This is a genomic window from Paraburkholderia phytofirmans PsJN, from assembly GCF_000020125.1.
Taxonomy (GTDB): Bacteria; Pseudomonadota; Gammaproteobacteria; order Burkholderiales; family Burkholderiaceae; genus Paraburkholderia; species Paraburkholderia phytofirmans.
Genome location: NC_010676.1, coordinates 2328386 through 2349348, shown reverse-complemented (window position 1 = coordinate 2349348; position 20963 = coordinate 2328386). Strand labels below are relative to the sequence as shown.

17 protein-coding genes and 2 pseudogenes are annotated in these 20963 nt (G+C 61.3%); 6 read left to right on the top strand and 13 right to left on the bottom strand.

The window, feature by feature from the left end; genetic code table 11:
- Positions 1–203: 203 nt before the first annotated feature.
- From BPHYT_RS30280 to BPHYT_RS30270, 3 genes are read right to left on the bottom strand one after another with little or no spacing between them, the layout of a single operon-like run.
- Positions 204–890, bottom strand: coding sequence for a hypothetical protein (locus BPHYT_RS30280; protein ID WP_012427945.1), 687 nt, complete (start codon positions 888–890; stop codon positions 204–206).
- Entirely contained in the window at positions 877–2238 is a 1362-nt protein-coding gene (locus BPHYT_RS37575; RefSeq protein WP_238535686.1) for an N-acetylmuramidase family protein, read from the bottom strand. The genes BPHYT_RS30280 and BPHYT_RS37575 overlap by 14 nt, the downstream gene beginning before the upstream one ends.
- Complete coding sequence (locus tag BPHYT_RS30270; protein WP_012427943.1) at positions 2222–5080, bottom strand: type VI secretion system Vgr family protein; 2859 nt, start codon at positions 5078–5080, stop codon at positions 2222–2224. The genes BPHYT_RS37575 and BPHYT_RS30270 overlap by 17 nt, the downstream gene beginning before the upstream one ends.
- 355 nt (positions 5081–5435) lie before the next feature.
- Here BPHYT_RS30270 and BPHYT_RS30265 point away from each other — a divergent pair.
- A pseudogene (locus BPHYT_RS30265) lies at positions 5436–5866 on the top strand (beta-galactosidase); the annotation flags it as partial.
- A 134-nt stretch (positions 5867–6000) separates the two neighbouring features.
- Here the strand turns inward: BPHYT_RS30265 and BPHYT_RS30260 are convergent.
- Positions 6001–6327, bottom strand: a complete 327-nt coding sequence (locus BPHYT_RS30260; protein WP_012427942.1) for a hypothetical protein — start codon at positions 6325–6327, stop codon at positions 6001–6003.
- Between the two features lie 349 nt (positions 6328–6676).
- On the opposite strand from BPHYT_RS30260, the gene BPHYT_RS30255 reads away from it, so the two are divergent.
- Complete coding sequence (locus BPHYT_RS30255) at positions 6677–6868, top strand: hypothetical protein (RefSeq protein WP_041759258.1); 192 nt, start codon at positions 6677–6679, stop codon at positions 6866–6868.
- 51 nt (positions 6869–6919) lie between these two features.
- Here BPHYT_RS30255 and BPHYT_RS30250 read toward each other — a convergent pair whose 3' ends face one another.
- The 5 genes and pseudogenes from BPHYT_RS30250 to BPHYT_RS30235 form a co-directional block, all read right to left on the bottom strand.
- A complete protein-coding gene (locus BPHYT_RS30250) occupies positions 6920–8278 on the bottom strand; it encodes an MFS transporter (RefSeq protein WP_012427941.1) in 1359 nt (452 codons plus the stop codon).
- A 75-nt stretch (positions 8279–8353) separates the two neighbouring features.
- The gene (locus BPHYT_RS30245; RefSeq protein WP_012427940.1) at positions 8354–9574 is read right to left on the bottom strand and encodes a porin; all 1221 of its coding nucleotides are present in this window, start codon (positions 9572–9574) and stop codon (positions 8354–8356) included.
- Between the two features lie 349 nt (positions 9575–9923).
- Entirely contained in the window at positions 9924–10268 is a 345-nt protein-coding gene (locus BPHYT_RS30240) for a cupin domain-containing protein (protein ID WP_012427939.1), read from the bottom strand.
- Positions 10269–10302: 34 nt separating this feature from the next.
- Positions 10303–10492, bottom strand: a pseudogene (locus tag BPHYT_RS39285) (succinylglutamate desuccinylase); the annotation flags it as partial.
- 14 nt (positions 10493–10506) lie between these two features.
- Positions 10507–11589: a tartrate dehydrogenase gene (locus BPHYT_RS30235; RefSeq protein WP_012427938.1), complete on the bottom strand. Its 1083-nt coding sequence runs from the start codon at positions 11587–11589 to the stop codon at positions 10507–10509.
- Between the two features lie 145 nt (positions 11590–11734).
- Here BPHYT_RS30235 and BPHYT_RS30230 point away from each other — a divergent pair, with 145 nt between their 5' ends.
- Positions 11735–12691, top strand: a complete 957-nt coding sequence (locus BPHYT_RS30230; RefSeq protein ID WP_012427937.1) for a LysR substrate-binding domain-containing protein — start codon at positions 11735–11737, stop codon at positions 12689–12691.
- A gap of 60 nt (positions 12692–12751) precedes the next feature.
- Here the strand turns inward: BPHYT_RS30230 and BPHYT_RS30225 are convergent, their stop codons facing one another.
- The 4 genes from BPHYT_RS30225 to BPHYT_RS30210 form a co-directional block, all read right to left on the bottom strand.
- Positions 12752–13249 carry an Lrp/AsnC family transcriptional regulator gene (locus tag BPHYT_RS30225; RefSeq protein ID WP_012427936.1) on the bottom strand — a complete coding sequence of 166 codons (498 nt, stop codon included), beginning with the start codon at positions 13247–13249 and terminating at the stop codon, positions 12752–12754.
- 55 nt (positions 13250–13304) lie between these two features.
- Entirely contained in the window at positions 13305–14702 is a 1398-nt protein-coding gene (locus tag BPHYT_RS30220; protein WP_012427935.1) for an aspartate aminotransferase family protein, read from the bottom strand.
- 183 nt (positions 14703–14885) lie between these two features.
- A complete protein-coding gene (locus BPHYT_RS30215; RefSeq protein WP_012427934.1) occupies positions 14886–15812 on the bottom strand; it encodes a 2-hydroxyacid dehydrogenase in 927 nt (308 codons plus the stop codon).
- Positions 15813–15818: 6 nt separating this feature from the next.
- Entirely contained in the window at positions 15819–16691 is an 873-nt protein-coding gene (locus BPHYT_RS30210; protein WP_041759755.1) for a GNAT family N-acetyltransferase, read from the bottom strand.
- Positions 16692–17216: 525 nt separating this feature from the next.
- On the opposite strand from BPHYT_RS30210, the gene BPHYT_RS30205 reads away from it, so the two are divergent.
- From BPHYT_RS30205 to BPHYT_RS30195, 3 genes are all read left to right on the top strand, one after another.
- Positions 17217–17885: a haloacid dehalogenase type II gene (locus BPHYT_RS30205; RefSeq protein ID WP_012427932.1), complete on the top strand. Its 669-nt coding sequence runs from the start codon at positions 17217–17219 to the stop codon at positions 17883–17885.
- Positions 17886–17928: 43 nt separating this feature from the next.
- Positions 17929–19203, top strand: coding sequence for an NAD(P)/FAD-dependent oxidoreductase (locus tag BPHYT_RS30200; RefSeq protein ID WP_012427931.1), 1275 nt, complete (start codon positions 17929–17931; stop codon positions 19201–19203).
- A 79-nt stretch (positions 19204–19282) separates the two neighbouring features.
- Positions 19283–20899: an ABC transporter substrate-binding protein gene (locus tag BPHYT_RS30195; protein ID WP_012427930.1), complete on the top strand. Its 1617-nt coding sequence runs from the start codon at positions 19283–19285 to the stop codon at positions 20897–20899.
- Positions 20900–20963: the final 64 nt, after the last annotated feature.

Here is a 20963-nt window from a genome sequence, read left to right as displayed (position 1 = left end):
ACTCGCGCCATTTCGTTTGCAGGTGCGGGTCCACGACATTTCACACCGGCGTGAAGGCGTGGGAGGATCGCCATCAGCTGTGCTTGTATAAGCCACTGTACGTGGACCGGTAGACTGAATCGATCACACGCCGGCGTCGGGGAAGCGCGTTGTGTCGATACATGACAGTTCGCTAATCAGGCTGGAACCATTGAATGAGACATCTAGTGCTTCGCCATGGACGGAAAAGGGTCGTTAAGGTCTGTCGATCGAACCCAACCAGCAGTGACTTTCCCAGGCGCCGGGTTGAAATAGTCAGGATCGGTATGCCGAACAAAAAAGTAGACGCCGTCTTGCTTCAGAACAGCAACCACGTCACCTGCGGTGAGATAGGTTTTTCTTTTTAAAAACGAACGGCCGCGCTTGTCGTGGAAAAACGTTTTCCTTGTGACAATATCAAGTCCGAGCGCTGGAATTTTTCTGCTTACGTAGTAACGCGTGGCATCGTGGTCATAGGGACCGAGGTGGAAAAAACCTACAGCTCCTCCGCACCCCGGGGGTTCCGCGTCAGTTTTAATAATCCATTGATCTCCCATAACATACAACTTGCCCGGCGTGTCGAACCGTACATCTCTTTTGGCGTAAAGAAATTGTTCACTATTTAGCGCGTAGGTTGCTACGTCAAACGTCGAGTAAAGTCCGTCGCTGGTTTTTTTTGAATTTTTCAGATCGGCCGTAAAAAAGAACATGCAGGATGCTCCCTTTTCCAATGCGCCATAATATCCGCGCAAAGAATTTTCTGACGTGACGGCGATCAGATTCGGGCTGTCGAAAATTACCACATCGGCCGCGTGGCAAAGATTGCAGAAAACCATGAGGGAATATAATAAGATTTTTTTATTTAAAATCATTGTAAAATTCCTCAAGATTTTTGGCATAGTTTGGATTTTGTTTTTTCCAATGCGATCCATTGAAGCTAAAAGCTAGATCTTCCCATTTTTTATGGGCGAGTGCGGCTATCGCGCTAGGCTTCGCTTTTTTCATAAACGCCTCAAAGAGCTTTACTTGTGCATCAATGCTTTCCATGGATCTGTTTGCCATATCAACAGGCGATGAGCAGTTGCAATAGTCATAATATTCGCCGAGAATTTGAAAGGCTCCCCAAGAGCACGATTGAATGGCTGCATCCCGATCAAGTTTCGCGGCTTTGACCAGCTTCTCGTATTGGTGAATTCCAGAAGGGCCATATGCTCCAGGCTTTGGGAAGCATATGTCGGGAAAGGCAACATATGGATTTTTTGTCCTTTTGCCAGTTTTTTTATTTGCAGTTGGTAATGTGAAACCATAAAAATGGTGACGTTCAAAAAGAATCCGAGGCAAGCCATTGGGATCAAAACCACCATCAGGTGACCATCGTCCATTGCCTGCCGTCTCCTGTTTGTTTAGTACTTTGACAGCTGCTGCTTCACAACCGAACGAGGTTGCAAGGTAGGTAAAGTGCTGATCTGTGAGCAACGATGACTTTGGATAGCTCAATCTGGAGGCGAGCAGATTTATAGCGATTGTGCGCGGCTTACCTGTATCAACCACGCGATAGTGATGCTCGATGGTGATCGAAGTTTTCTGCTTTCCCGTCGCAGGGTCAATGTGGACTTCCTTCTTTTTCGCCGGAAAGTCTTTTTTTACCTTTCCCTGCTCGGTCACTTTCTGCGTGGACCCTACGTAAGGCCCGAACTCGTTAAGCAGACGATCAACCGTCATAACTTCGCCGTCTTTTACAATCGGAATTGTCAAGTCCTGCTCGAACGCATCCTGGGGCGTAGGTTGCGTTACCGCCTCAAGATGGTATTCAGGGCTGTTAATCACATAGGAGGTTACGTCTTTCGTCGGCGTCACAGTGGCCTTGAGGACATATTGCCCATGGCGATTTTTAACCAGCACGTCGAGCGGCTGATTGCGTGCAGCATTCTGGATCGTGAGGGCGTAGCCGTCTCCGTCTGTCGTGACGTCTAGACTGTTCTCCACTGCGGCTACATGCATCGATGCCTCAGACGCGGGCGGCTGATCCGTGTCCGGTCCGAATGTCCATGGGGGGGCCGGTGGTGCGCCTGTTCCTGCCGCAATTCGCACCGCTAACCCCTTGATAGCACGATTCAAGGCGTCCCGAAAGACAATCGTCACTTCGACAACGGGACTTGAAGGCTCTTTGTGATGGGTCGGCGCATGTCCCTTATGATGCTGTTTATTCATGTATTTCATTTCCCTCCAACTTTTCAAAGTTGTCGCCCGACCGAAATTGCGCTTCTTCCTCGGCGTTCAATTCGATGTCGTCGTAAGCATGTTCAGTAACTCCCCAGTCACCCGTACCGATCTCGCATTTGACTTGGGTGGATGCAAGAGTGTGGACAACCTCCGTTGCGCCGTCCGTTAGCATGCCTTGCTGCTGGATCGTGCCGTCTGCAAGATAGATTCGATATGGCTGGCTCTCAAGAGCTGAACCAATACTGACGGCTGGAATAAGCGTGCTGATATCGAAAATTTGCGAGTATTCATACTCCGCTGCTTGCGGTAAGGCGCTGAGTGGAAGGAAGGGTAATGACACACGCTTCGAATCCGGCCCCGGCACGTCCCACGACGCGCCTTTCTCCAGAATCGGCCCGGGCGACCCATTGATGATCCCGTCGCCGTTGATCTGGATATACGACCCGCCCGCACCGAGCCAGACTTCCTTTGCTGCGGTGATCACGATCCTGCCGTCCGTGCTGCTGATCGTGACGTCCTTCAGCGCCGCCAACGCCATCTGGTCGCTTTGCGCCTGGATGTCCACGCGCCCCTTCGCCGCAATCAGCTTCATGCCGAGCTGCGAGGCAAACAGGCTGATCGCACCGCGCACCGACGCAAACAGCGAACGTCCCGACGACACACTCACGTCCCGTCCCGCCGTCACCGCGTGATCGTTCGCGCTCGCCATATGCGTGCTGTCTGCGGCCGTGGTCGCGATGCCTGCCGCACTCGCCATCACCACGTCCGGGCGCGTCAGCTCCGGCGATGGATTCTCCGGCGTCCTGGCGCCGCCCCTGATCGCGCCGTTCTGTGTCCTGATCGTGCTGGCCGCATCGCTCTGGCTCGCTTGCGGCGTCTGCGCGTTGTGCTGCTTCGCGAGCAGTGACAGGTCTTCATGCTGTTGCCGCGCCTGCGTGAGCCGCTGTACCGTCTCGCCCATATCCTTCACGGGAGCGGTCGCCCCCGCGCGCGTCTCGGTCGTTACGAGCAAGCCCCGGTTCGCCCGCATCACCGCATGCGCATCGGTGGCAATCTCGATCCCTTCGCCGCGCGGCTCGGTGCGCCCCCGGTTGCCTTCGATGCGCGTATTGAACCCCGCCACAAACCGCGAATTAGCCTGGTCGCTCGACAGTTGCGCCTGCATCCTGCCGGGCGTATCGTCCAGCGCGAGATGATTGGAGCGCAGACCATACCCAAGACTCTTACTGCGCATGCCGCTAAGCGCCGCGTTGGCCGGCAGTGCCCACGGCGGCATGTTGAACTTGTCCACCACGAATCCGGCGACGACAGGCCGGTCCGGGTCACCGTGCACGTGCGCGACCAGCACCATCTGACCCGCGCGACCGGGTGCAACCACACCCAGCTCGCCGCCCTGCCATTGCGTCATGACGCGCACCCAGATCGAGGTCGCGCCGTCGAGCTTCGCCTGCCGGTCCCAGTCGAACTGGATGCGCAGCCGGTTGCGCGAGTCGATGTACATTTCCTTGTCCTGCGGCGCGACCACCACGGCGTATTCATAGCCGTCCACGCGCGGCCTCGGCGTGATCTGCGGCAGCCGGAAATACTCGTTCGCCGGTTGCAGTTCAAATTCCGTGTTGACCGAGTACTGACGCCAGTCACCTGAGGACGTGCCAACTTCAGTGATATCCAGCGTGCAGCGCAGAACGATGTATTCACAGTTCGCGCGCTGCTGCGGATAGCCGGTCAGCGTGAACGTGCGGCCGGGCTGCAGCCCCTGAATATGACCCCTGCCGGTTGCGCGCAGCCCCTGGCAGCGTCTCGCTTCGAGTTTGACCCGTGCAAGATACCGGGCTTCCTCCCGCTCGTCGTTCGCGTCGGCAAACGTGCGCCGGGCCTCGGGCTGCGCGAAGTCGGCGGGTTCGTAGATTTCGATGGCCCGGCTCGCCGTGCCGCGCAGGTCTTCGTAGCGTTCGCGGTTCGGTGCGAGACTTTTTGCAAGTCGCGGCTCCGCGTAGTTGTGGTCGTTGACTTCGGCGCTGCCCGGCGTCAGCGTGTACGACACCGACAGTTCGCTGATATGTTCCTCATCGATCCGGCCGGCCGGATGATAGCGAAGTGTTTCATAGGCGACGCCGTGCGGACGGAAGCCGCTCAGCAGGTCGGAAATGACGAGCGAATGAAAGTCGTCACGATGCTCGAACCAGTAGCAGAGCCCGAACTCTTCCATTAAACGGGATATGAATGCCCAGTCTGATTCCCACGCCTGCCGGATCATGTCGCGCGGCGGGTAGCCTTTGCCGGGCCACATTCCGCCGATACGCCATTCAACGGTGCCCACATAAGGTTGCAGGACTTCTTCGAGCACCTTGGTCACCGGACCATGAAAGATGCGCGAATCGCAGTTCAGCGTTGCGCGCCACACAAACGGACGCAGCACGAACTCGAAAATCGACGCGCGGTCTTCAACGCATCTGATCCGCGCCGAAACGATTTCGCCGCTGATGTAGCGGGTATCGGCGCCGACATTCGCGCGCCCGGTATCGCCTGTCGCGCCCGCGCGGAAGGTGCCGATGCCGGTGATCTGGATCGCAACGGTGCCTGTTGTGCCGACGATGCGCTCCAGATCGATCTGCGCGGCGCTCTCTGGGTCTTCCAGAAAGTCCGGGTTCTCGACTGCTGTCTCGACGATATATTCGAACAGTTCGCCGACCGCCTCGCGTCCGCTGACCCGGCGAACGGTCAGCATCGGCGCGCGCTTTTCGGTGAACTGCCTGTTCCTGTATGAGACGCCGACGATTTCGGGAAGCGCGGCACCGCTGAACGTGACGGTGTGTGTCTGGGTTAGCCACTGGGTCACGCGCACCTCAATAGGGTTTGCGTTAGTGCGTCGCCGGTAATGTCCGGCGTGCGCGGTTGAGTCGACCACGACATTTGCTGGCCCCCGGAAGTTCTTGTTTTAAAACCGCTGGAATCCGCCTGTTACGCACTCCGCGAGAGACCTGAACTGCAGCAGCCTGTCATGCAGAACGACGCCCGTGTCGAACCGTTAGCTATGCCGTTGTTCGCCTTTGCGCCTCCAGTATTCTCACGTTCATTATCAGATTGGCACCTCGTAGGCGTACATAAGACGCCTGTAAAAATTGGTCAAACAGAAAAAATAGATAGGCATTTCGCATAGCAGGCCGAGGGATATCAACAGTACGGACAACCTCACGCCCACCGACGCCAACCCGATTGATCTACTCGACTTACGCCGCTTCATGTCGGACGAGGTGGCGAGTTTTCATCGCGAGCAGATCGATGTGTTGCGCGAGCATGCGCCATCGGCGGATCTGCTCCACAACTTCATGGGCTTTTTCACGACCTTCGATCACTACCGCTTCGCCAGGGACAATGCGCTCGATGTCGCTGTGTGGGAAAGCTGCCCGATCGCACGCACTGAATCCATGGCGCTGCTCGACGAGCAGAAAGTACGTTACGCGCGCACCGCGCATCCCGACGTTTCCGCCTTCGACCATGACCACTATCGGGCGATCGGCGGCGGCCGTTTCTGGGTGATGGGGCAGCAAGCCGGTCCGGTCAACTGGTGCCGTGGAATCCGGTGCCGGCGAAAGGCATGGTTCGGTTGACGTTTGCGCGTGGAAGGGCGCCTGAACCTGTTGGTCGATCGACAGAACCGGCCCGGCCACGAGCAGAGTTGTCAGCGCATTGTCACGGCAAGGCGCTGACGTAGCAGGACGCGCTGCGCAACGCTAGAGGCATTTGCAACCGCAGGCGCTATTGCCTGGGCGTCTGAGCATTACGGTTCGCGCAATCCGACGTGAAGGCCATGCTGGCCTGATCCGGCGTCATGCGCGGCGCGTCCGGACTGTAGATTTTCTCGATGATGGCACTGACCGCTTGCCGGTCGGCCGCATCCTTGTAGTACTTGGCCGCCTGATCGAGCGCTTGAGCCTTGGTCTTTTTGTGCGCGCGCCACGAAGCGACCTGCCCGGCGATGTCGCCGATCGCAAAACATTGATCGCTGACGGTTTGCGCAACGGCTTGAACGGCCGGCTGTGCGAGGCAAGCCGCAAGCAGCGCGGATACGACTACGCGTTTCATTCCCTGAATCCTGTGGTTAGATGGGCACGGGCCAACAAGCGCGTAGTTTATCGGGAAAGTCGCGACTGCCTCGCTGTCAGGGGCAGCAGCTTCATGCCGGATTCGGTCTCGGAATCAACTGCAACCGGCCGCCAAGTGTTGTGGAAGGCTAATCGACTCATGATTTGAGTCGATTAAGTGCGCATTCGACTCAGGCGTGGCGGTCCTGCGAAGAAGCGCCCAGAGTAGTGGACGCAGCGCTCGCCAAAGCCATTTTCTGGGTGAGCCATGAGGACAAAGTGCTCACGCCCCGACAGCGCAAGTCGTCAACCTTCTGCTCGATGCCGGTCCCAATGGCTTTGATGGGGGCATGAATACCCGAAAGTACGAGAGCGTCGGCAGCACCTCGCGAGCCACGGCGTCACGCGAACTCATTGAACTCGAGGGCATGGGGCTGCTGTGCAAGGTTGGCGGCGGTCGCTCTACGCGCTATTACCTCAACATTCCGGGGTGGGGGCCGGCGGACCAGACCGCCAGCGGCATCCCCTTTCATGACGGCTGACGAGGCAGTTCGAAGTCCCATCAATTTTTCCAACGCCGCCTCTCTACTCGCTCAATGCCCGAACGACTCCGCCTTCGGCGCACCCACGTTCGCCACATGCGGCCGCGCCGCCTGCTTGATCAGCAACGCCAGGCACGCAAGCAGACCCGCCACCGCGACCATCGCGAAGATGCCCGCGAACGAAAAGTGCCGCCGCGTCAGTTCGGCCACGAGGAACGAGCCGGCAATCCCGCCGAAGCGTCCAATGCCGAGCATCCACGCCACGCCGGTGCCGCGGCCTTCGGTCGGGTAGAACGCGGCGGCGAGTGCCGGCATCGACGATTGCGCGGTATTCATCAACACGCCCGCGACGAACACGATGAACACCAGCGCGCCCACGTTGCCCACCGCCTGGCCGATGAAGTACACGCTCACCGCCGTCAACGCATAGCAAGCCGCAATGATGCGGTTCGCGTTGAAGCGGTCCATCAGCACGCCGCACAGCACGGCGCCCACGCCGCCGAGCGGGAACAGCGCGGAAATCAGCGTCGCGCGCTGCGGCGTGAGTCCGGCGTCCTTCAGCAAAATCGGCATCCAGTTGATCGACGCGTAGAAGATCACGAGGCCCATGAAATAGGCGATCCACAGCATCACCGAACCGATGATGTACGAGCGCGACAGCACCACCGCCATACCCTTGCCGCCGGTTTGCGGCGCGGTTTCGGTCATGACGAAACTGCCCGCTTGCGCAGCTTCGCTCGAAATGCGCGCGAGCGCCGCGCGAATCCGTTCGACCGGCTTGTTATTGGCCACCATGTAACGCACCGATTCCGGCATCTTGATCGCCAGCACGATCAGAAGCAGAAGCGGCGTGATGCCGCCGAGCAGCAGCACGCTGCGCCAGCCGAAATGCGGAATCATCCACGCCGCGAGGAATCCGCCGAACGCGGCGCCGAGCGGGAAGCCGCAGAACATCAGGTTGATCACCGTTGCCCGGCGGCGGTCCGGGCAGTATTCGCCCATCATCGTGACGGCGTTCGGCATGGCCGCGCCGAGACCGACGCCGGTGATGAAGCGCAGTGTCGTCAGTTGTTCGATGCTGGTCGAGAAGGCGGAGCCGAGGCACGCCACGCCGAACAGCAGCACTGAGCCGAGCAGCAGCGAGCGTCGCCCGAGCCGGTCGGACAGCGGTCCCGAACCGAGCGCGCCGCAGGCGAGGCCGAACAGCGCCGCGCTCAACACGGGCGCGAGCGCCGGCCGGGTGATGCCCCATTCGGCGATCAGCGAAGGCGCGATGAAGCCGATCGCGGCGGTGTCGAAGCCGTCCAGCAGGACGATGATGAAACACATGAAAAACACGAGCCATTGGAACGGCGAAAACGGATGCTCGTTGATAAAGGTCTGAACGTTCACAGCGGTGCTGCGGTTCATGATGGTCTCCTCACTGCTGAATACGGAAAGGCTCGTGAGAACGAGCCTTTTCTTTTTATACGATCGAACGCCGTTTTAGAAGCGGTGCACGATGCCCACGCCGGCGGCGAACTGGCTGCGCGACGACGACGGCGCGCTCTGGAAGCCGTCGCCGATGGTTGCCGTCGCGCTGATAATGTGGCCCGAGCCCGCAGTGCCCAGCGTATTGCCGTTGGTGCGCTGGAACGCCTGCAATGCATAGAGCCCGGTGCGCTTCGACAACGAATAGTACTCGGACAGGTTGACCTGCTGATACTGCGCCGAACTCGTGATGCCGTTCGCCTTGGTGGCGCGCGTATAGCTATAGCCGGTCGCGAAGTCCCACGAAACGGTCGGCTTCCAGTGCAGCACGACACCGCCCGTGTTGAAGATCGCCGTATCGCGGAAGCTGGAGCCGACACCCGGAATGTACTGCACATTCGAGTAAGCCGCGGACACGTCCCAGCCGCCGCCGAAGTTATAGCCGCCGGTCACGGCAAAGCGCTGCTGCGCCTGCGCCGTTTGATAGCCGTTGGTCACGGCCGACACGCCCGGTTGCGCGCCGTTGTTCGACACGGTCGAATCCGCGCCGTATGCGCCGCCGCCGAGCGTCGAGTTGTTGATGCGCATGAAGCCGACCGCGAGTCCGACCGGACCCTGGATGTACTGCACCGCGCCGCTCCAGGTCGAGCCGCGGTTCAGGTTGCCCGGCACGCCGCCGAGCGAGTACGAACCGCTGAACGTGAAGCCGTACAGTTTCGGCGACGTATAGACGAGCGAGTTGTTCGCGCGGTAAATCGTATCGAGCGCGTCGACGTCGCCCGCGTGCGCGCCGTAGAAGCCCGTGAGCCACGTGGTCGGGCTATACGGCGACAACATCGAGTAGTACGCGGTGTACTGGCGGCCGGCCTGCAACGTGCCGTAAGTCGGATTCGTCACACCGACCCATGCCTGGCGGCCGAACATCGCGTTTGAGAATTGCTGCGCGCCGGTGGCGGAATTGAAACCCGACTCCAACTGGAAGATGGCCTTGGTGCCGGCGCCGAGATCTTCCGCGCCCTTCAGGCCGAAGCGGCTGCCGGCCCACACGCCGTTGATCATATTCACTTTGGACTTGCCGCCGGAGGTCGAACCGAGCGAGGGCGCCTGGCTGCTTTGATAGCCGATACCCGTGTCCACGATACCGTACAGCGTCACGCTGCTTTGCGCGAAAACTGGTGCGCTGGCCAGAGCGGCGATCGCACAGGCGAGCCGGGTCATAGTGATATTGCGATGCATGAAGTGTTCTCCAATTCGACCTGCCTGAACCGCGTCGGCAGTTTCTGCGAGGCGGTCGTCGTCATTTCTTTTGTGCGAGATGTTCGTATGTAGAACTGCGATTCTTTATGCGAACAAGTCGGCACTGTAAGTAATACGACGACGGAGGGTCAACGCGGGATTACCCGACTCTGTTGCAGATGCACATCGATTGGAAGAGAGCGCTGGACAGGGCGAAAGATCGGCGGGGCCGCGGCGCATCGCGGTGCGCCGGGAAAAGGCGGGATTGGTATGCGGGACGAGCGCCGGCCTGACGGGCGCCGCATTGTGCGGCGCGGCGCAGCGCTCGTGGGAATGCGCGACGCGGCGCTCAGAAGATGACGTACACCTTGCGCATGGTTTCCTCGACTTCCCAAAGCCCTTCGGTATTGGCTTCGAAGAAGAGGGTGTCGCCGCTTTGAAAGTGAATGGTTTCTTCGTTATCGGGCGTGAAGCGTCCGCGTCCCGCGACGAAGTGCATCACTTCGGCTTGCTTGACCGAGCGGCGGTACGTGCCGGCGGTGCATTCGAAGATGCCGGTATCGACGGCTTCGCTGCCCTTGATAACGCGTTGCACGCCCGACACCTGAATCGGCGTCGTGCCGGGCAGTCCAACCTTGCCCCAGTCTTCGAGATCTTGCAGATTCACGCTTTGCTTGAGCTGCTGTACCTTCATCTTCACGTTACCTTTTGAGTGTGCACGGCCCGTTTCACTGGCCGCTAGATGGGTTGTTTGTCACGGTCTGCTCGATCTTGCCAAGGCGCACGACGGTCACGCCGCGGCCGTAGTTGCCGCAGCGCAGGCATGACGAGCATGCAGTTGTCGTAGGGCGTGGTGAGCGCCTCGCCGTTGGACCAGCCGATCACGGCACCGGCCTCGGCGAAGATCTCGAGACCCGTGGTGAACGAAAGACTCAGGCGAGTCTGGCCGCGATCGCCTGGCCGACTTCGGTGGTGTTCGCCTTGCCGCCGAGGTCGCCGGTGTGCGGGCCTTCCACCAGCGTTGCTTCGATGGCGGCAAGAATCGCGTCGTGCGCCTCGCGCTCCTTGCCCTCGTGATTGCCGAGGAAGTCGAGCATCATCGCGGCCGACCAGATCATCGCGATCGGATTGGCGATGTTCTTGCCGGCGATATCCGGCGCCGAGCCGTGCACCGGTTCGAACAGTGAAGGAAACTTGCGGTCCGGATTCAGATTGCCCGACGGCGCGAGACCGATCGTGCCGGTACAGGCGGGGCCGAGGTCGGACAGAATATCGCCGAACAGATTGGTGGCCACCACCACGTCAAAGCGATCCGGGCTCAGCACGAAGCGCGCGCAGAGAATGTCGATGTGCTGCTTGTCCCACGTCACGTCCGGATACTGCGCTGCGATACCGGCCGCGACCTTGTCCCACCACGGCATGCTGATCGCGATGCCATTGCTCTTGGTCGCCACGGTGATCTTCTTGCGCTCGCGCCGTTGCGCGAGATCGAACGCGAACTTCAGCACGCGCTCGCTGCCGTGCCGTGTGAAGACGGATTCCTGCAGCACGAATTCGCGCTCCGTGCCTTCGAACATCACGCCGCCCACCGACGAGTACTCGCCCTCGGTGTTTTCACGCACGATCCAGAAGTCGATGTCGCCCGCCCTGCGGCCCGCGAGCGGCGAAGGCACGCCGGCAAAGAGGCGGGCCGGGCGCAGGTTGATGTACTGATCGAATTCGCGGCGGAACTTCAGCAGCGACCCCCACAGGGAAATATGGTCGGGCACCGTGTCGGGCCAGCCGACCGCGCCGAACAGGATCGCGTCCGCCGATTGGAGTTGCGCTTTCCAGTCGTCCGGCATCATCTTGCCGTGCTTCGCGTAGTAGTCGCAGCTCGCCCATTCAATGTGCTGATACTCCAGCTCAATGCCGAAGCGCGTTTTCACCGCCTCCAGCGCACGAATGGCTTCCGGCATGACTTCGACGCCGATGCCGTCGCCGGGAATGACTGCGATCCGATATTTCTTCGACATGTTGTGCTCCTCCGCTTGGGTCTGTTGGGGCTTCTGAACGATTCGACAACGTTATTTTATTCCTGCTGTTTGAGACTAAAATGGTCGCTTTAGTTAAGCCACTGTGCACGATTCGTGTACAAACTCAGGTGTGAGCAATCGACCCATGAACGCCATACCCTCACCCGATCTCGGCGATTTGCGCGTGTTCTGCGAAGTGGCGCGCAAGTCCAGTTTCAGCGCGGCGGCGGAGGCGCTGTCGGTGTCCGCGGCCTACGTCAGCAAACGCATCAACGTGCTCGAGACTACGCTCGGCACGCGTTTATTGCACCGTTCCACGCGCCGGGTTGCGATCACGGAAGCCGGTGAGCGCGTCTACACGTGGGCCGAAAAGATTCTCGACGACGTCGATCAACTCGTGGAAGACGTCTCCACCACGCGCCGCATTCCCGGCGGCAAGCTGCGCATTTCCAGCAGCTTCGGCTTTGGGCGGCGCTTCGTCGCGCCCGCGCTCGCGCGTTTTTCCGAGCGCTATCCGCAACTGAGCGTGCGGCTCGATCTGTTCGACCGTCTCGTCGATGTCGGCGGCGAAGGCTTCGACCTGGACGTGCGCATCGGCGACGAGATCGCGCCGCATCTGATCGCGCGGCGGCTTGCGTCGAATCATCGCGTGTTGTGCGCTTCGCCCGATTACATCGCGCGGCATGGCGCGCCGCGCCAGCTTGCCGAGCTGTCCTCGCATGCGTGTCTCGCGATCAAGGAGCGCGACCATCCGTTCGGTCTGTGGCGTTTGACGGTGCGCGGCGAGACCGTGTCGATCAAGGTCACGGGACCGTTGTCGACCAATCACGGCGAAGTGGCGGTGGAGTGGGCGCTGGCCGGACGCGGCATCGTGCTGCGTTCCATGTGGGACGTGCGGCCGCTTCTCGAAAGCGGGCACCTGCAGCAGGTGCTGCCCGAGGTCACGCAACCGGCGAATCTGTGGGCGGTGTATCCGGCGCGGCTCGCGCAATCGGCGAAGGTGCGGGTTTGCGTGGACTTTCTGAGCGAGGAGTTCGCGCAAGGGAATGCGCGAGGCGACGATGCGGCCGGCGTGAACATGGCCGGTGTTGCCGACCGTTGAACGTTGAATACTGAACGCTGAACGACGGCAAGATCCGGCCGATCAGAAACCAGCCGACGCCTAGTGATGATTCTGCGAGAACAGCGTTTCGAGCGGGTAATGGCTCTTCACGAACGGCGACTTGATGATCACGTAGCTGAAGTACTTCTCGATGCCGATATCGCGCTCAAGCAGCCCTTCCACGATGCTCTGATAATGGCTCACACTGCGCGTGACGAACTTCAGCAGGTAGTCATAGCCGCCGCTCGCCAGATGGCACTCCACAATCTCGTCGACGTTGCGAATCGCATTCACGAACTTGATGAAGTCTTCCCGCCGATGATCGGCGAGCGTGACCTCAGTGAAAACGATCTGCACGTCGCCGAGCTTTTCGAGCTGGATCTGCGCGCCGTAGCCGATGATGTAGCCGGCTTTCTCCAGACGCTTGACGCGGATGAGGCAAGGACTGGGCGACAGCCCGACCGCGTCGGCAAGCTCGACGTTGGTTATGCGGCCTTTCTTCTGCAATTGGGAAAGTATGCGCAGGTCAATCCGGTCTAGCTTGCAGTCGCTGCTCATCGTAACGTTGTCGCTCCGGCGATCGGTGTGTGGGGGACTGGGATGGCCCTCTACTCTAGCATGCGATGGCATGAGTTTTGACCTTCAACGCGGCACGCACATCGGCTTGTGCGAGTACGTCGTCGAGCGTCTTTTCAAGCCGTTCGAACATCAGGTCGAACTCGGCCTCGGTGTACGAGAGCGCCGGTGCGAAGCCGAGGATGTTGTCGCCGAAAGCACGGAAAATCAGGCGGTTTTCATAAGCGGCGGCGGCGATCCGTTCGGACAGTTTCAACGCCGGGTCGAAGCCCGCCTTGCTGTCTTTGTCGGCGACGAGTTCGAGCGCGCCGAGCAGGCCGCGGTGGCGCGAGTCGCCCACCAGCGGATGCGCGAGCAGCGCGTCGAGACCGCGCGCGAAACGCGGCGCGCGCGCCACGCCGTTCGCGAGCAGACCGCCTTCGTGATACAGGCGCAGCACTTCGAGGCCGATCGCCGCGCTCACCGGATGCGCCGAATACGTGTGACCATGGCCGACCACTGCTTCGGCGTGGCTGTCCGCGATGCCCTGATAGATTTCATCCGACATCAGCACGGCGCCCATCGGCGCGTAGCCCGCAGTCAGACCTTTGGCCACCGTCATCAGATCCGGCTCGACGTTTTCGCCCTGGCAGGCGAACAGCGGACCCGTGCGGCCGAAACCGGTGATGACTTCGTCGGCGACGAACAGAATGCCCAGCTTACGGCAGCTTTCACGCATGGCCTTGAGCCAGCCGACCGGCGGCACGATCACGCCGCCCGAGCCCTGAATCGGCTCGCAGAAAAACGCGGCGACGTTGTCGGCGCCGAGCTCGGCCACCTTCGCTTCCAGCGCGGCCACCGAGGCGGCGATCAGCGCGGCGTCGTCGGCGAAATCGTTGCGGTACGCGTACGGCGACGGCAGATGATGCTGGTTCGGCAGCGGCAAGTCGAAGTTGCGGTGGAACGCGGGCAGGGCGGTGAGGCCGGCGCCCGTCGTCGACGAGCCGTGGTAGCCGCGTTGCAGCGCGATGATGTGCTTCTTCGACGGCCGCCCGGTGGAGTTGAAATAGTGCGTGATGAAGCGCAGCGCCGAATCGACCGCGTCCGAGCCGCCGAGTGTGAAGTACACGTGTTGTAGCGAAGCGGGCGACACCTCGACGAGCTTCTGCGCGAGTTCGATGGCCGGCTCCGAGCCGAAATGAAAATAGCCGGTCGCGTAGGGCAGCTTCTGCATCTGCGCGGTGGCGGCGTCGACAATGCTCTGCTGGCCGTAGCCGACGTTCACGCACCAGAGTCCGGAAAACGCGTCGAGCAGTTCGTTGCCGGCCGCGTCGCGCAGAAACGCGCCGCTGGCGGATTCGAGAACGGTGACGCCGCGTGCTTCGTGCGCGCGGTAGTTGATGACCGGGTGAATCAGATGCTTGCGGTCGGCTTCAATGAGCGATTGAATCGGCATGATGGTTTCTCGTCGCGGAAAGGGGCTGTTGACGGTTCCATACTACTGACCAGCGACGGTCGCCTGCTTACCTAAACAATTGCCTGAAAAGCGCGCACGACGCGTTTTGATGCACGGTCTTGGCATTTTCTGCTGCGGACGCTGAAAAGCCGCGTCGCGCGGGCGTTTCATGCGGTGCCGCCCTCAATAGCCTTGCACGCGGTCGACCTGGCCGAGCATCGGCAAGCCTTCGCGATGACGGCGCAGGTTCTCCAGCACCACGTCGACGGCGGTGTCGGGCCGCGTCGCGCTGGCGATATGCGGCGTGATGCGCACACGTGGATGCGTCCACAGCGGATGACCGGCGGGCAGCGGCTCGGGATCGGTCACGTCGAGAATGGCGTTGCGCAACTGGCCGCTTTCGAGCGCGGCCAGTAGATCCTGCTGATTCAGATGCGGACCGCGTCCCGTTTGAATCAGCGACGCGCCGCGCGGCAGCTTCGCGAACAATTGCGCGTCGAGCAGCCCGCGCGTCGCGGGCGTGAGCGGCAGCAGGCAGATGAGGATATCGGTGCGCGCAAGAAACGCATCCAGCGCGCCTTCGCCCGCGTAACACGCCACGCCTTCGATCTCGCGCAGAGACCGGCTCCATCCCGCACAGTCGAAGCCGAACAGGCGCAACCTTTCCAGCACGGCCGTGCCCAACACGCCGAGCCCAAGCACGCCGACGCGGCGCTGGCTGGCGGGCTTGAGCGGCAACTCGTGCCAGACCTGCTGCTGTTGCTGAAGACCGTAGTCGAACAGATCGCGATGAATCGTCAGCACGGCCTGCGTGACGTATTCGACCATGCCCTCGACGATCCCCGGCTCGATCATGCGCACCACGGGCACATGCTCCGGCACGCCCGACAGATCGAACTGATCGATGCCGGCGCCCACCGAGAACACGACCTCCAGATTAGGAAAGGTGCGAGTCGGATCTTCCGGCGGCTGCCAGGCGGCGAGATAGCGGACCGCGGCCGGGTCGCCGAGATCGGGCCAGATATGAAACGGCAGCTCGGGCGCCTTCTGCGCGAAGAGTTTCGCCCACTGCGCGCCGCGCGCCGGGTCGGCTTTATAGAGGAAGGCCATGATGGGTTAGAGGATCGCCTGGTTGATGATGCCGTATTGCAGGTATTGCGCGTCCTGGGCGCCGTTCGCGAGTTCGCCAGGCGTGGCGGGGCGGACCATTTTGATCACCGTATCCACGCGCGGCAAGCCCAACTGTTCTAGCCAATCCGTAAGGCCGCTTTCGCCTGGTGTGTCGATACGCACGAATACGCCTTCGTTCAGCGCCAGCCAGTGGCTGATGAGAGCCTTGGCGCGGGCTGAATCTTCCGAGGCGGGCGCGACGACCGGACCGATCGCAAAGCCGCGTCCGAAGCGGCGAAACAGCGCGAAGCCGATCAGTTCGCCGTCGCGGTCGAGCGCGATGCCGTCGGCGGTGCCGAGCAGCGCGGGCAAGACTTCGGCGCGATCCAGACCGCTGGCCCGGGACGCCAGTTCGACCAGCCGCGCGGTGTCGCTCGAGCCGAGCGGGCGCAAACGCTCGCCCGGCGGCAGCGATACGAGCGGCGGCTGGAACGCCGCGCCCTGATGCTGATCGAGCGTGCCGGCCGCGCAAAAGCCGAGCTTTTCATAGAGCGGCTGGCCGGCGGGAGTGGCGTGCAGGAACGTCACGCGGTCGCCCACTTCCTCGAGCACCAGCTCCATCAGCTTTCTGCCGATGCCGCGCCCTTGTTGCGCCGGCGACACGATCACCATGCCGAGCGAGGCACGCTCAGCGCCGTATTTCCAGCACAGGGCGGTGCCGATCACGCCGCTCGCGTCTTCCGCGACGAAACCCACGCCCAGCTGTACGACGAATCTCCAGTCGTCCGTGCGATGCGGCCATTTGACTTCGGCCGTCAACGCGTGCGCGGCGGCGATGTCGTCGAGGGTGAAGCGTCTATAGGTAATCGAATCGGTTATCGAATCGGACACGCCGTACTCCCTGATTGACTGAAGGCTTACGCCGTCACTGTGTCATCCGGTGCGCGGTGTGACTAGGACGATCTTTCTATCACGACCCGTGGAAAGGCCCGCCTCGAAATTCGATGCAAAACGCCAGGTCCGGGCGCGCATTACAGGTGGGTTCTGCTGCGTGGCGATTTTTGTCGGCGACATATGCCACGCCCGCGGCTCTACGATTTTGTCATGGAGGAAGCGTTCACGAAACGCACCGCACGAACCACCGGCCGGTCATACAGGAACCCGATGCACGTCCGATGAGCACCCGGTATTCCAGCCGCAAACCCAGTATGGGCAAGGCTTTCAGCCCGATCGCCGCATTCTGTGCTGTCAGCGGCCTCAAAACGCATGATTTGTGTCACCAGCAACGCCCTAATCAGGGACATCTATGTTTTTGCGCTGATTAAATCTTTAACAGGGATGAGCAATCACTGTTTTCGCCAATGAGCTCCCATAGCGGGTTCACCATCACGATAGGACTGCACCATGATCGAATTCGAACCGAAATACATCACCTTCGACTGCTACGGCACGCTGACGAAATTCCGCATGGCCGAGATGACGCGCGAACAGTACGGCCACCTGCTCAACGGTGAAGACCTGGAAAAGCTCATCGCGTTCTACTCGGGCTATCGTCGCGACGAAGTGCTCGGCGCATGGAAGCCGTACCGCGATGTGGTGGTCAATGCGCTGCGCCGCGCCTGCAAGCGCATGAACGTCGAATTCAACGAAGCGGGCGCCCAGAGCATCTATGACGCCGTGCCGACCTGGGGTCCGCACCCGGACGTGCCGGAAGGCGTCGCTCGACTCGCGAAGAAGTACAAGCTGGTGATTCTCTCGAACGCTTCGAACAACCAGATCCAGAGCAACGTCGACAAGCTCGGCGCGCCGTTCTATAAAGTCTTCACGGCGGAGCAGGCGCAATCGTACAAGCCGCGCATGCAAGGCTTCGAATACATGTTCGATCAATTGAACTGCAATCCGGAAGACGTGCTGCACGTGTCGTCGAGCCTGCGCTACGACCTGATGACCGCGCACGACATGGGCATCAAGCACAAGGCCTTTGTCAAGCGCGGCCACGAACCGTCGACGCCGTACTACCAGTACTACGAGGTCAACGACATTCCGCATCTGGCTTCGGAACTCGGCCTGTAAGCGCCGGTTTTCACGCTCATCGCCCATCTCAAGGACAGACCGGATGAAGCTCGATTCCTACTGGCTCGACACCGCGCCGCCCCTGCTTTCGGCGAGCGAGGGTCCGCTCGACGGCCAGACCGACGTGGTGGTGATCGGCGGCGGCTTCACCGGACTCTCGGCGGCGCAAGCGTTGGGCAAGCGCGGCGCCGCGGTGACCGTGCTCGACGCGGGCCGCATCGGCGGCGGCGCGTCCGGGCGCAACGGCGGGCAAGTCAATACCGGCGTCGCGCAAGACTTCGTCGCGCTGGTCGCGCAACTCGGTGTGGAGCGCGCGAGCGCCTGCTACCGCGCGTTTTCGGATGCGGTCGACACGGTCGAGCGTCTGATCCGCGAGGAGAACATCGACTGCAATTACATCGCGACCGGCAAGCTGAAGCTGGCCTCCAAGCCGCATCACCTCGCGCATCTGGAGAAGACGGCCGAGGCGATTCGCCGTGAAGTCGATACGGATATCGAACTAATCGACCGCAGCCGTATCCGCAGCGAAATCCAGTCCGACAGTTTTCACGGCGGGTTGCTGCAACGGCATGGCGGCCAGATGCACATGGGCAAGTTCACGGTCGGTCTCGCCGAGGCCGCGGTACGTCGCGGCGCGAAGCTGTACGAGAACGCGGCGGTCACCGCCATCGCAAAAGACGGCAACGGCTATCGGATTACCACGGCGCGCGGCGAAGTGCGGGCGAAGCAGGTGCTGATCGCGACCGGTCCGTCGCGGCACGGTCCTTTCGGCTGGTATCGGCGGCGCCTCGCGCCGGTCGGTTCGTTCATCGTGGTGACGGAACCCTTGTCGCCCGAGCTGCTGGCGCAAGTGTTTCCGAACCGGCGCGCGTACACGACCACGCGTTTGATGCACAACTACTTCCGCGTGACGCCCGATTCGCGGTTGCTGTTCGGCGGCCGCGCGCGCTTCACGGCGTCCGAACGCCCGTCGGATGCGAAGAGCGGACGCATTTTGCAGGAAGGCCTCGCCGCGATGTTCCCGACGCTCGCGAGCGCGCGCATCGACTATTGCTGGGGCGGTCTGGTGGATATGAGCGCCGACCGTCTGCCGCATGCCGGGCAGCACGACGGCATCTATTTCTCGATGGGTTACAGCGGCCACGGTACGCAGATGTCGACCCACATGGGCCAGGTGATGGCCGACGTGATGGACGGCCACGAAGATAAAAACCCGTGGCGCGAGTCGGAGTGGCCCGCGATTCCCGGCCATACCGGCAAGCCCTGGTTCCTGCCGCTGGTGGGCACGTACTACCGTATCAAAGATATTTTTTATTAATTGTTCGTTGTTCGATTGGCAATTAAAACCACGCAGCCAGGTCTGCTCACCCTCACTGTTACCCTCGCGGAGAAGTTCGATGAATAAGGAAAACTCGCAACATGGCGCTCTTCATCTCGGCAGCGAGCTGGAGCGGTTGACTGCCAAAGGTGCGTCGCGGCGCGGTGTGCTGCGCGCGATGGCGGCAGCCGGGATGATGTCGGTGACGGGCGCCGGCCTGCTGACCGCGAGCGGTGAGGCCCTGGCGCAAGCCACCCCCAGGCAGGGCGGCAAGATCCGCGTGGCGACGCAGTCGGCCTCCGCGGCTGATACGCTCGATCCCGCGAAGGGCTCGCTCGGCACCGATTACGCTCGTGGCTTCATGTTCTACAACTGCCTGACCGAACTCGACTCGCATCTCGGCGCGAAGATGTCGCTGGCGACCTCGCTCGATACGAAAGACGCCACCGTGTGGGTCGTCAAGCTGCGCAACGGTGTGCAGTTCCACGACGGCAAAGCGCTCGCGCCGGCGGACGTGGTCTACTCGATCATGCGCCACAAGGATCCGGCCACGGCCTCCAAGGCGAAGACGCTCGCCGATCAGATCAAGGACGTGAAGGCCACGGGCCCGAACGAAGTGACGATCACGCTGGTCGGTCCGAACGCCGATCTGCCGGTGATCCTTGCCACCTCGCATTTCCAGATCATCAAGGACGGCACCAAGGATTTCAAAACGGCGATCGGCACTGGCCCGTTCAAGGTCAAGGAATTCTCGCCGGGCGTGCGCACGATCGGCGTGAGGAACGAGAAGTACTGGAAGCCGGGCCTGCCGCACCTCGACGAAGTCGAACTGATCGGCATCGGCGACGAATCGGCGCGCGTGAACGCGCTGCTTTCCGGCGACGTGCAGCTGATCAACGCGGTGAGCCCGCGTTCGACCACGCAGATCAAGGCTGCGAGCGGCTTCTCGGTGCTGGAGACGAAGAGCGGCGTGTACACCGACCTGATCGTGCGCGACGATGGCGGCATTACCGGCAACGACGATTTCCGTCGCGGCATGATGTACCTGCAGGACCGCGAGCAGATGCGCCGCGCGATCTTCCAGGGTTACGGAACCATCGGCAACGATCAGCCTATCGATCCGACCAACAAGTACTACCTGGCCGGCTTGCCGCAGCGCGCCTTCGATCCGGACAAAGCGAAGTTCCATTTCCAGAAAGCCAAGGTGGGCAGCGCGCCCATCCAGATTTTCGCGTCGCCGGCGGCAGAAGGCTCGGTTGAAATGGCCATGTTCCTTCAGCAGGTCGCGCCGCAAGCCGGTCTGAATCTGCAGGTATCGCGCGTACCGGCCGACGGTTACTGGTCGAATCACTGGATGAAGCATCCGTTGGGTTTCGGCAATATCAACGCGCGGCCGAGCGCCGACGTGATCTTCACGCAGTTCTTCAAGTCGGACGCACCGTGGAACGAGGCGAACTGGAAGAGTCCGAAATTCGACCAGTTGCTGCTGCAGGCACGCGGCGAACCGGACGACGTCAAGCGCAAGCAGTTGTACGGTGACATGCAGGTGCTGGTACACGAAACGGGCGGCATCGGCATTCCGCTGTTCCAGAGTTCGCTCGACGCGTACCCGAACAAGCTCAAGGGCCTCGGTTCCATTCCTCTCGCCGGATTGATGGGCTACATGTTCGCGGAAAACGTCTGGCTCGAAGCCTGAGCTCGACCGGGGGCACGCCCTGCAATACACGCGCCGCCTCATGGCGGCGCGCAGCTTCAACTGC

What these genes read in the sequence shown, in the direction of transcription:
- BPHYT_RS30280 (WP_012427945.1), bottom strand. Translation starts at nt 890, where the DNA reads ATGATTTTAAATAAAAAAATCTTATTATATTCCCTCATGGTTTTCTGC.
- BPHYT_RS37575 (WP_238535686.1), bottom strand. Translation starts at nt 2,238, where the DNA reads ATGAAATACATGAATAAACAGCATCATAAGGGACATGCGCCGACCCAT.
- BPHYT_RS30260 (WP_012427942.1), bottom strand. Translation starts at nt 6,327, where the DNA reads ATGAAACGCGTAGTCGTATCCGCGCTGCTTGCGGCTTGCCTCGCACAG.
- BPHYT_RS30255 (WP_041759258.1), top strand. Translation starts at nt 6,677, where the DNA reads ATGAATACCCGAAAGTACGAGAGCGTCGGCAGCACCTCGCGAGCCACG.
- BPHYT_RS30250 (WP_012427941.1), bottom strand. Translation starts at nt 8,278, where the DNA reads ATGAACCGCAGCACCGCTGTGAACGTTCAGACCTTTATCAACGAGCAT.
- BPHYT_RS30245 (WP_012427940.1), bottom strand. Translation starts at nt 9,574, where the DNA reads ATGCATCGCAATATCACTATGACCCGGCTCGCCTGTGCGATCGCCGCT.
- BPHYT_RS30240 (WP_012427939.1), bottom strand. Translation starts at nt 10,268, where the DNA reads ATGAAGGTACAGCAGCTCAAGCAAAGCGTGAATCTGCAAGATCTCGAA.
- BPHYT_RS30235 (WP_012427938.1), bottom strand. Translation starts at nt 11,589, where the DNA reads ATGTCGAAGAAATATCGGATCGCAGTCATTCCCGGCGACGGCATCGGC.
- BPHYT_RS30230 (WP_012427937.1), top strand. Translation starts at nt 11,735, where the DNA reads ATGAACGCCATACCCTCACCCGATCTCGGCGATTTGCGCGTGTTCTGC.
- BPHYT_RS30225 (WP_012427936.1), bottom strand. Translation starts at nt 13,249, where the DNA reads ATGAGCAGCGACTGCAAGCTAGACCGGATTGACCTGCGCATACTTTCC.
- BPHYT_RS30220 (WP_012427935.1), bottom strand. Translation starts at nt 14,702, where the DNA reads ATGCCGATTCAATCGCTCATTGAAGCCGACCGCAAGCATCTGATTCAC.
- BPHYT_RS30215 (WP_012427934.1), bottom strand. Translation starts at nt 15,812, where the DNA reads ATGGCCTTCCTCTATAAAGCCGACCCGGCGCGCGGCGCGCAGTGGGCG.
- BPHYT_RS30205 (WP_012427932.1), top strand. Translation starts at nt 17,217, where the DNA reads ATGATCGAATTCGAACCGAAATACATCACCTTCGACTGCTACGGCACG.
- BPHYT_RS30200 (WP_012427931.1), top strand. Translation starts at nt 17,929, where the DNA reads ATGAAGCTCGATTCCTACTGGCTCGACACCGCGCCGCCCCTGCTTTCG.
- BPHYT_RS30195 (WP_012427930.1), top strand. Translation starts at nt 19,283, where the DNA reads ATGAATAAGGAAAACTCGCAACATGGCGCTCTTCATCTCGGCAGCGAG.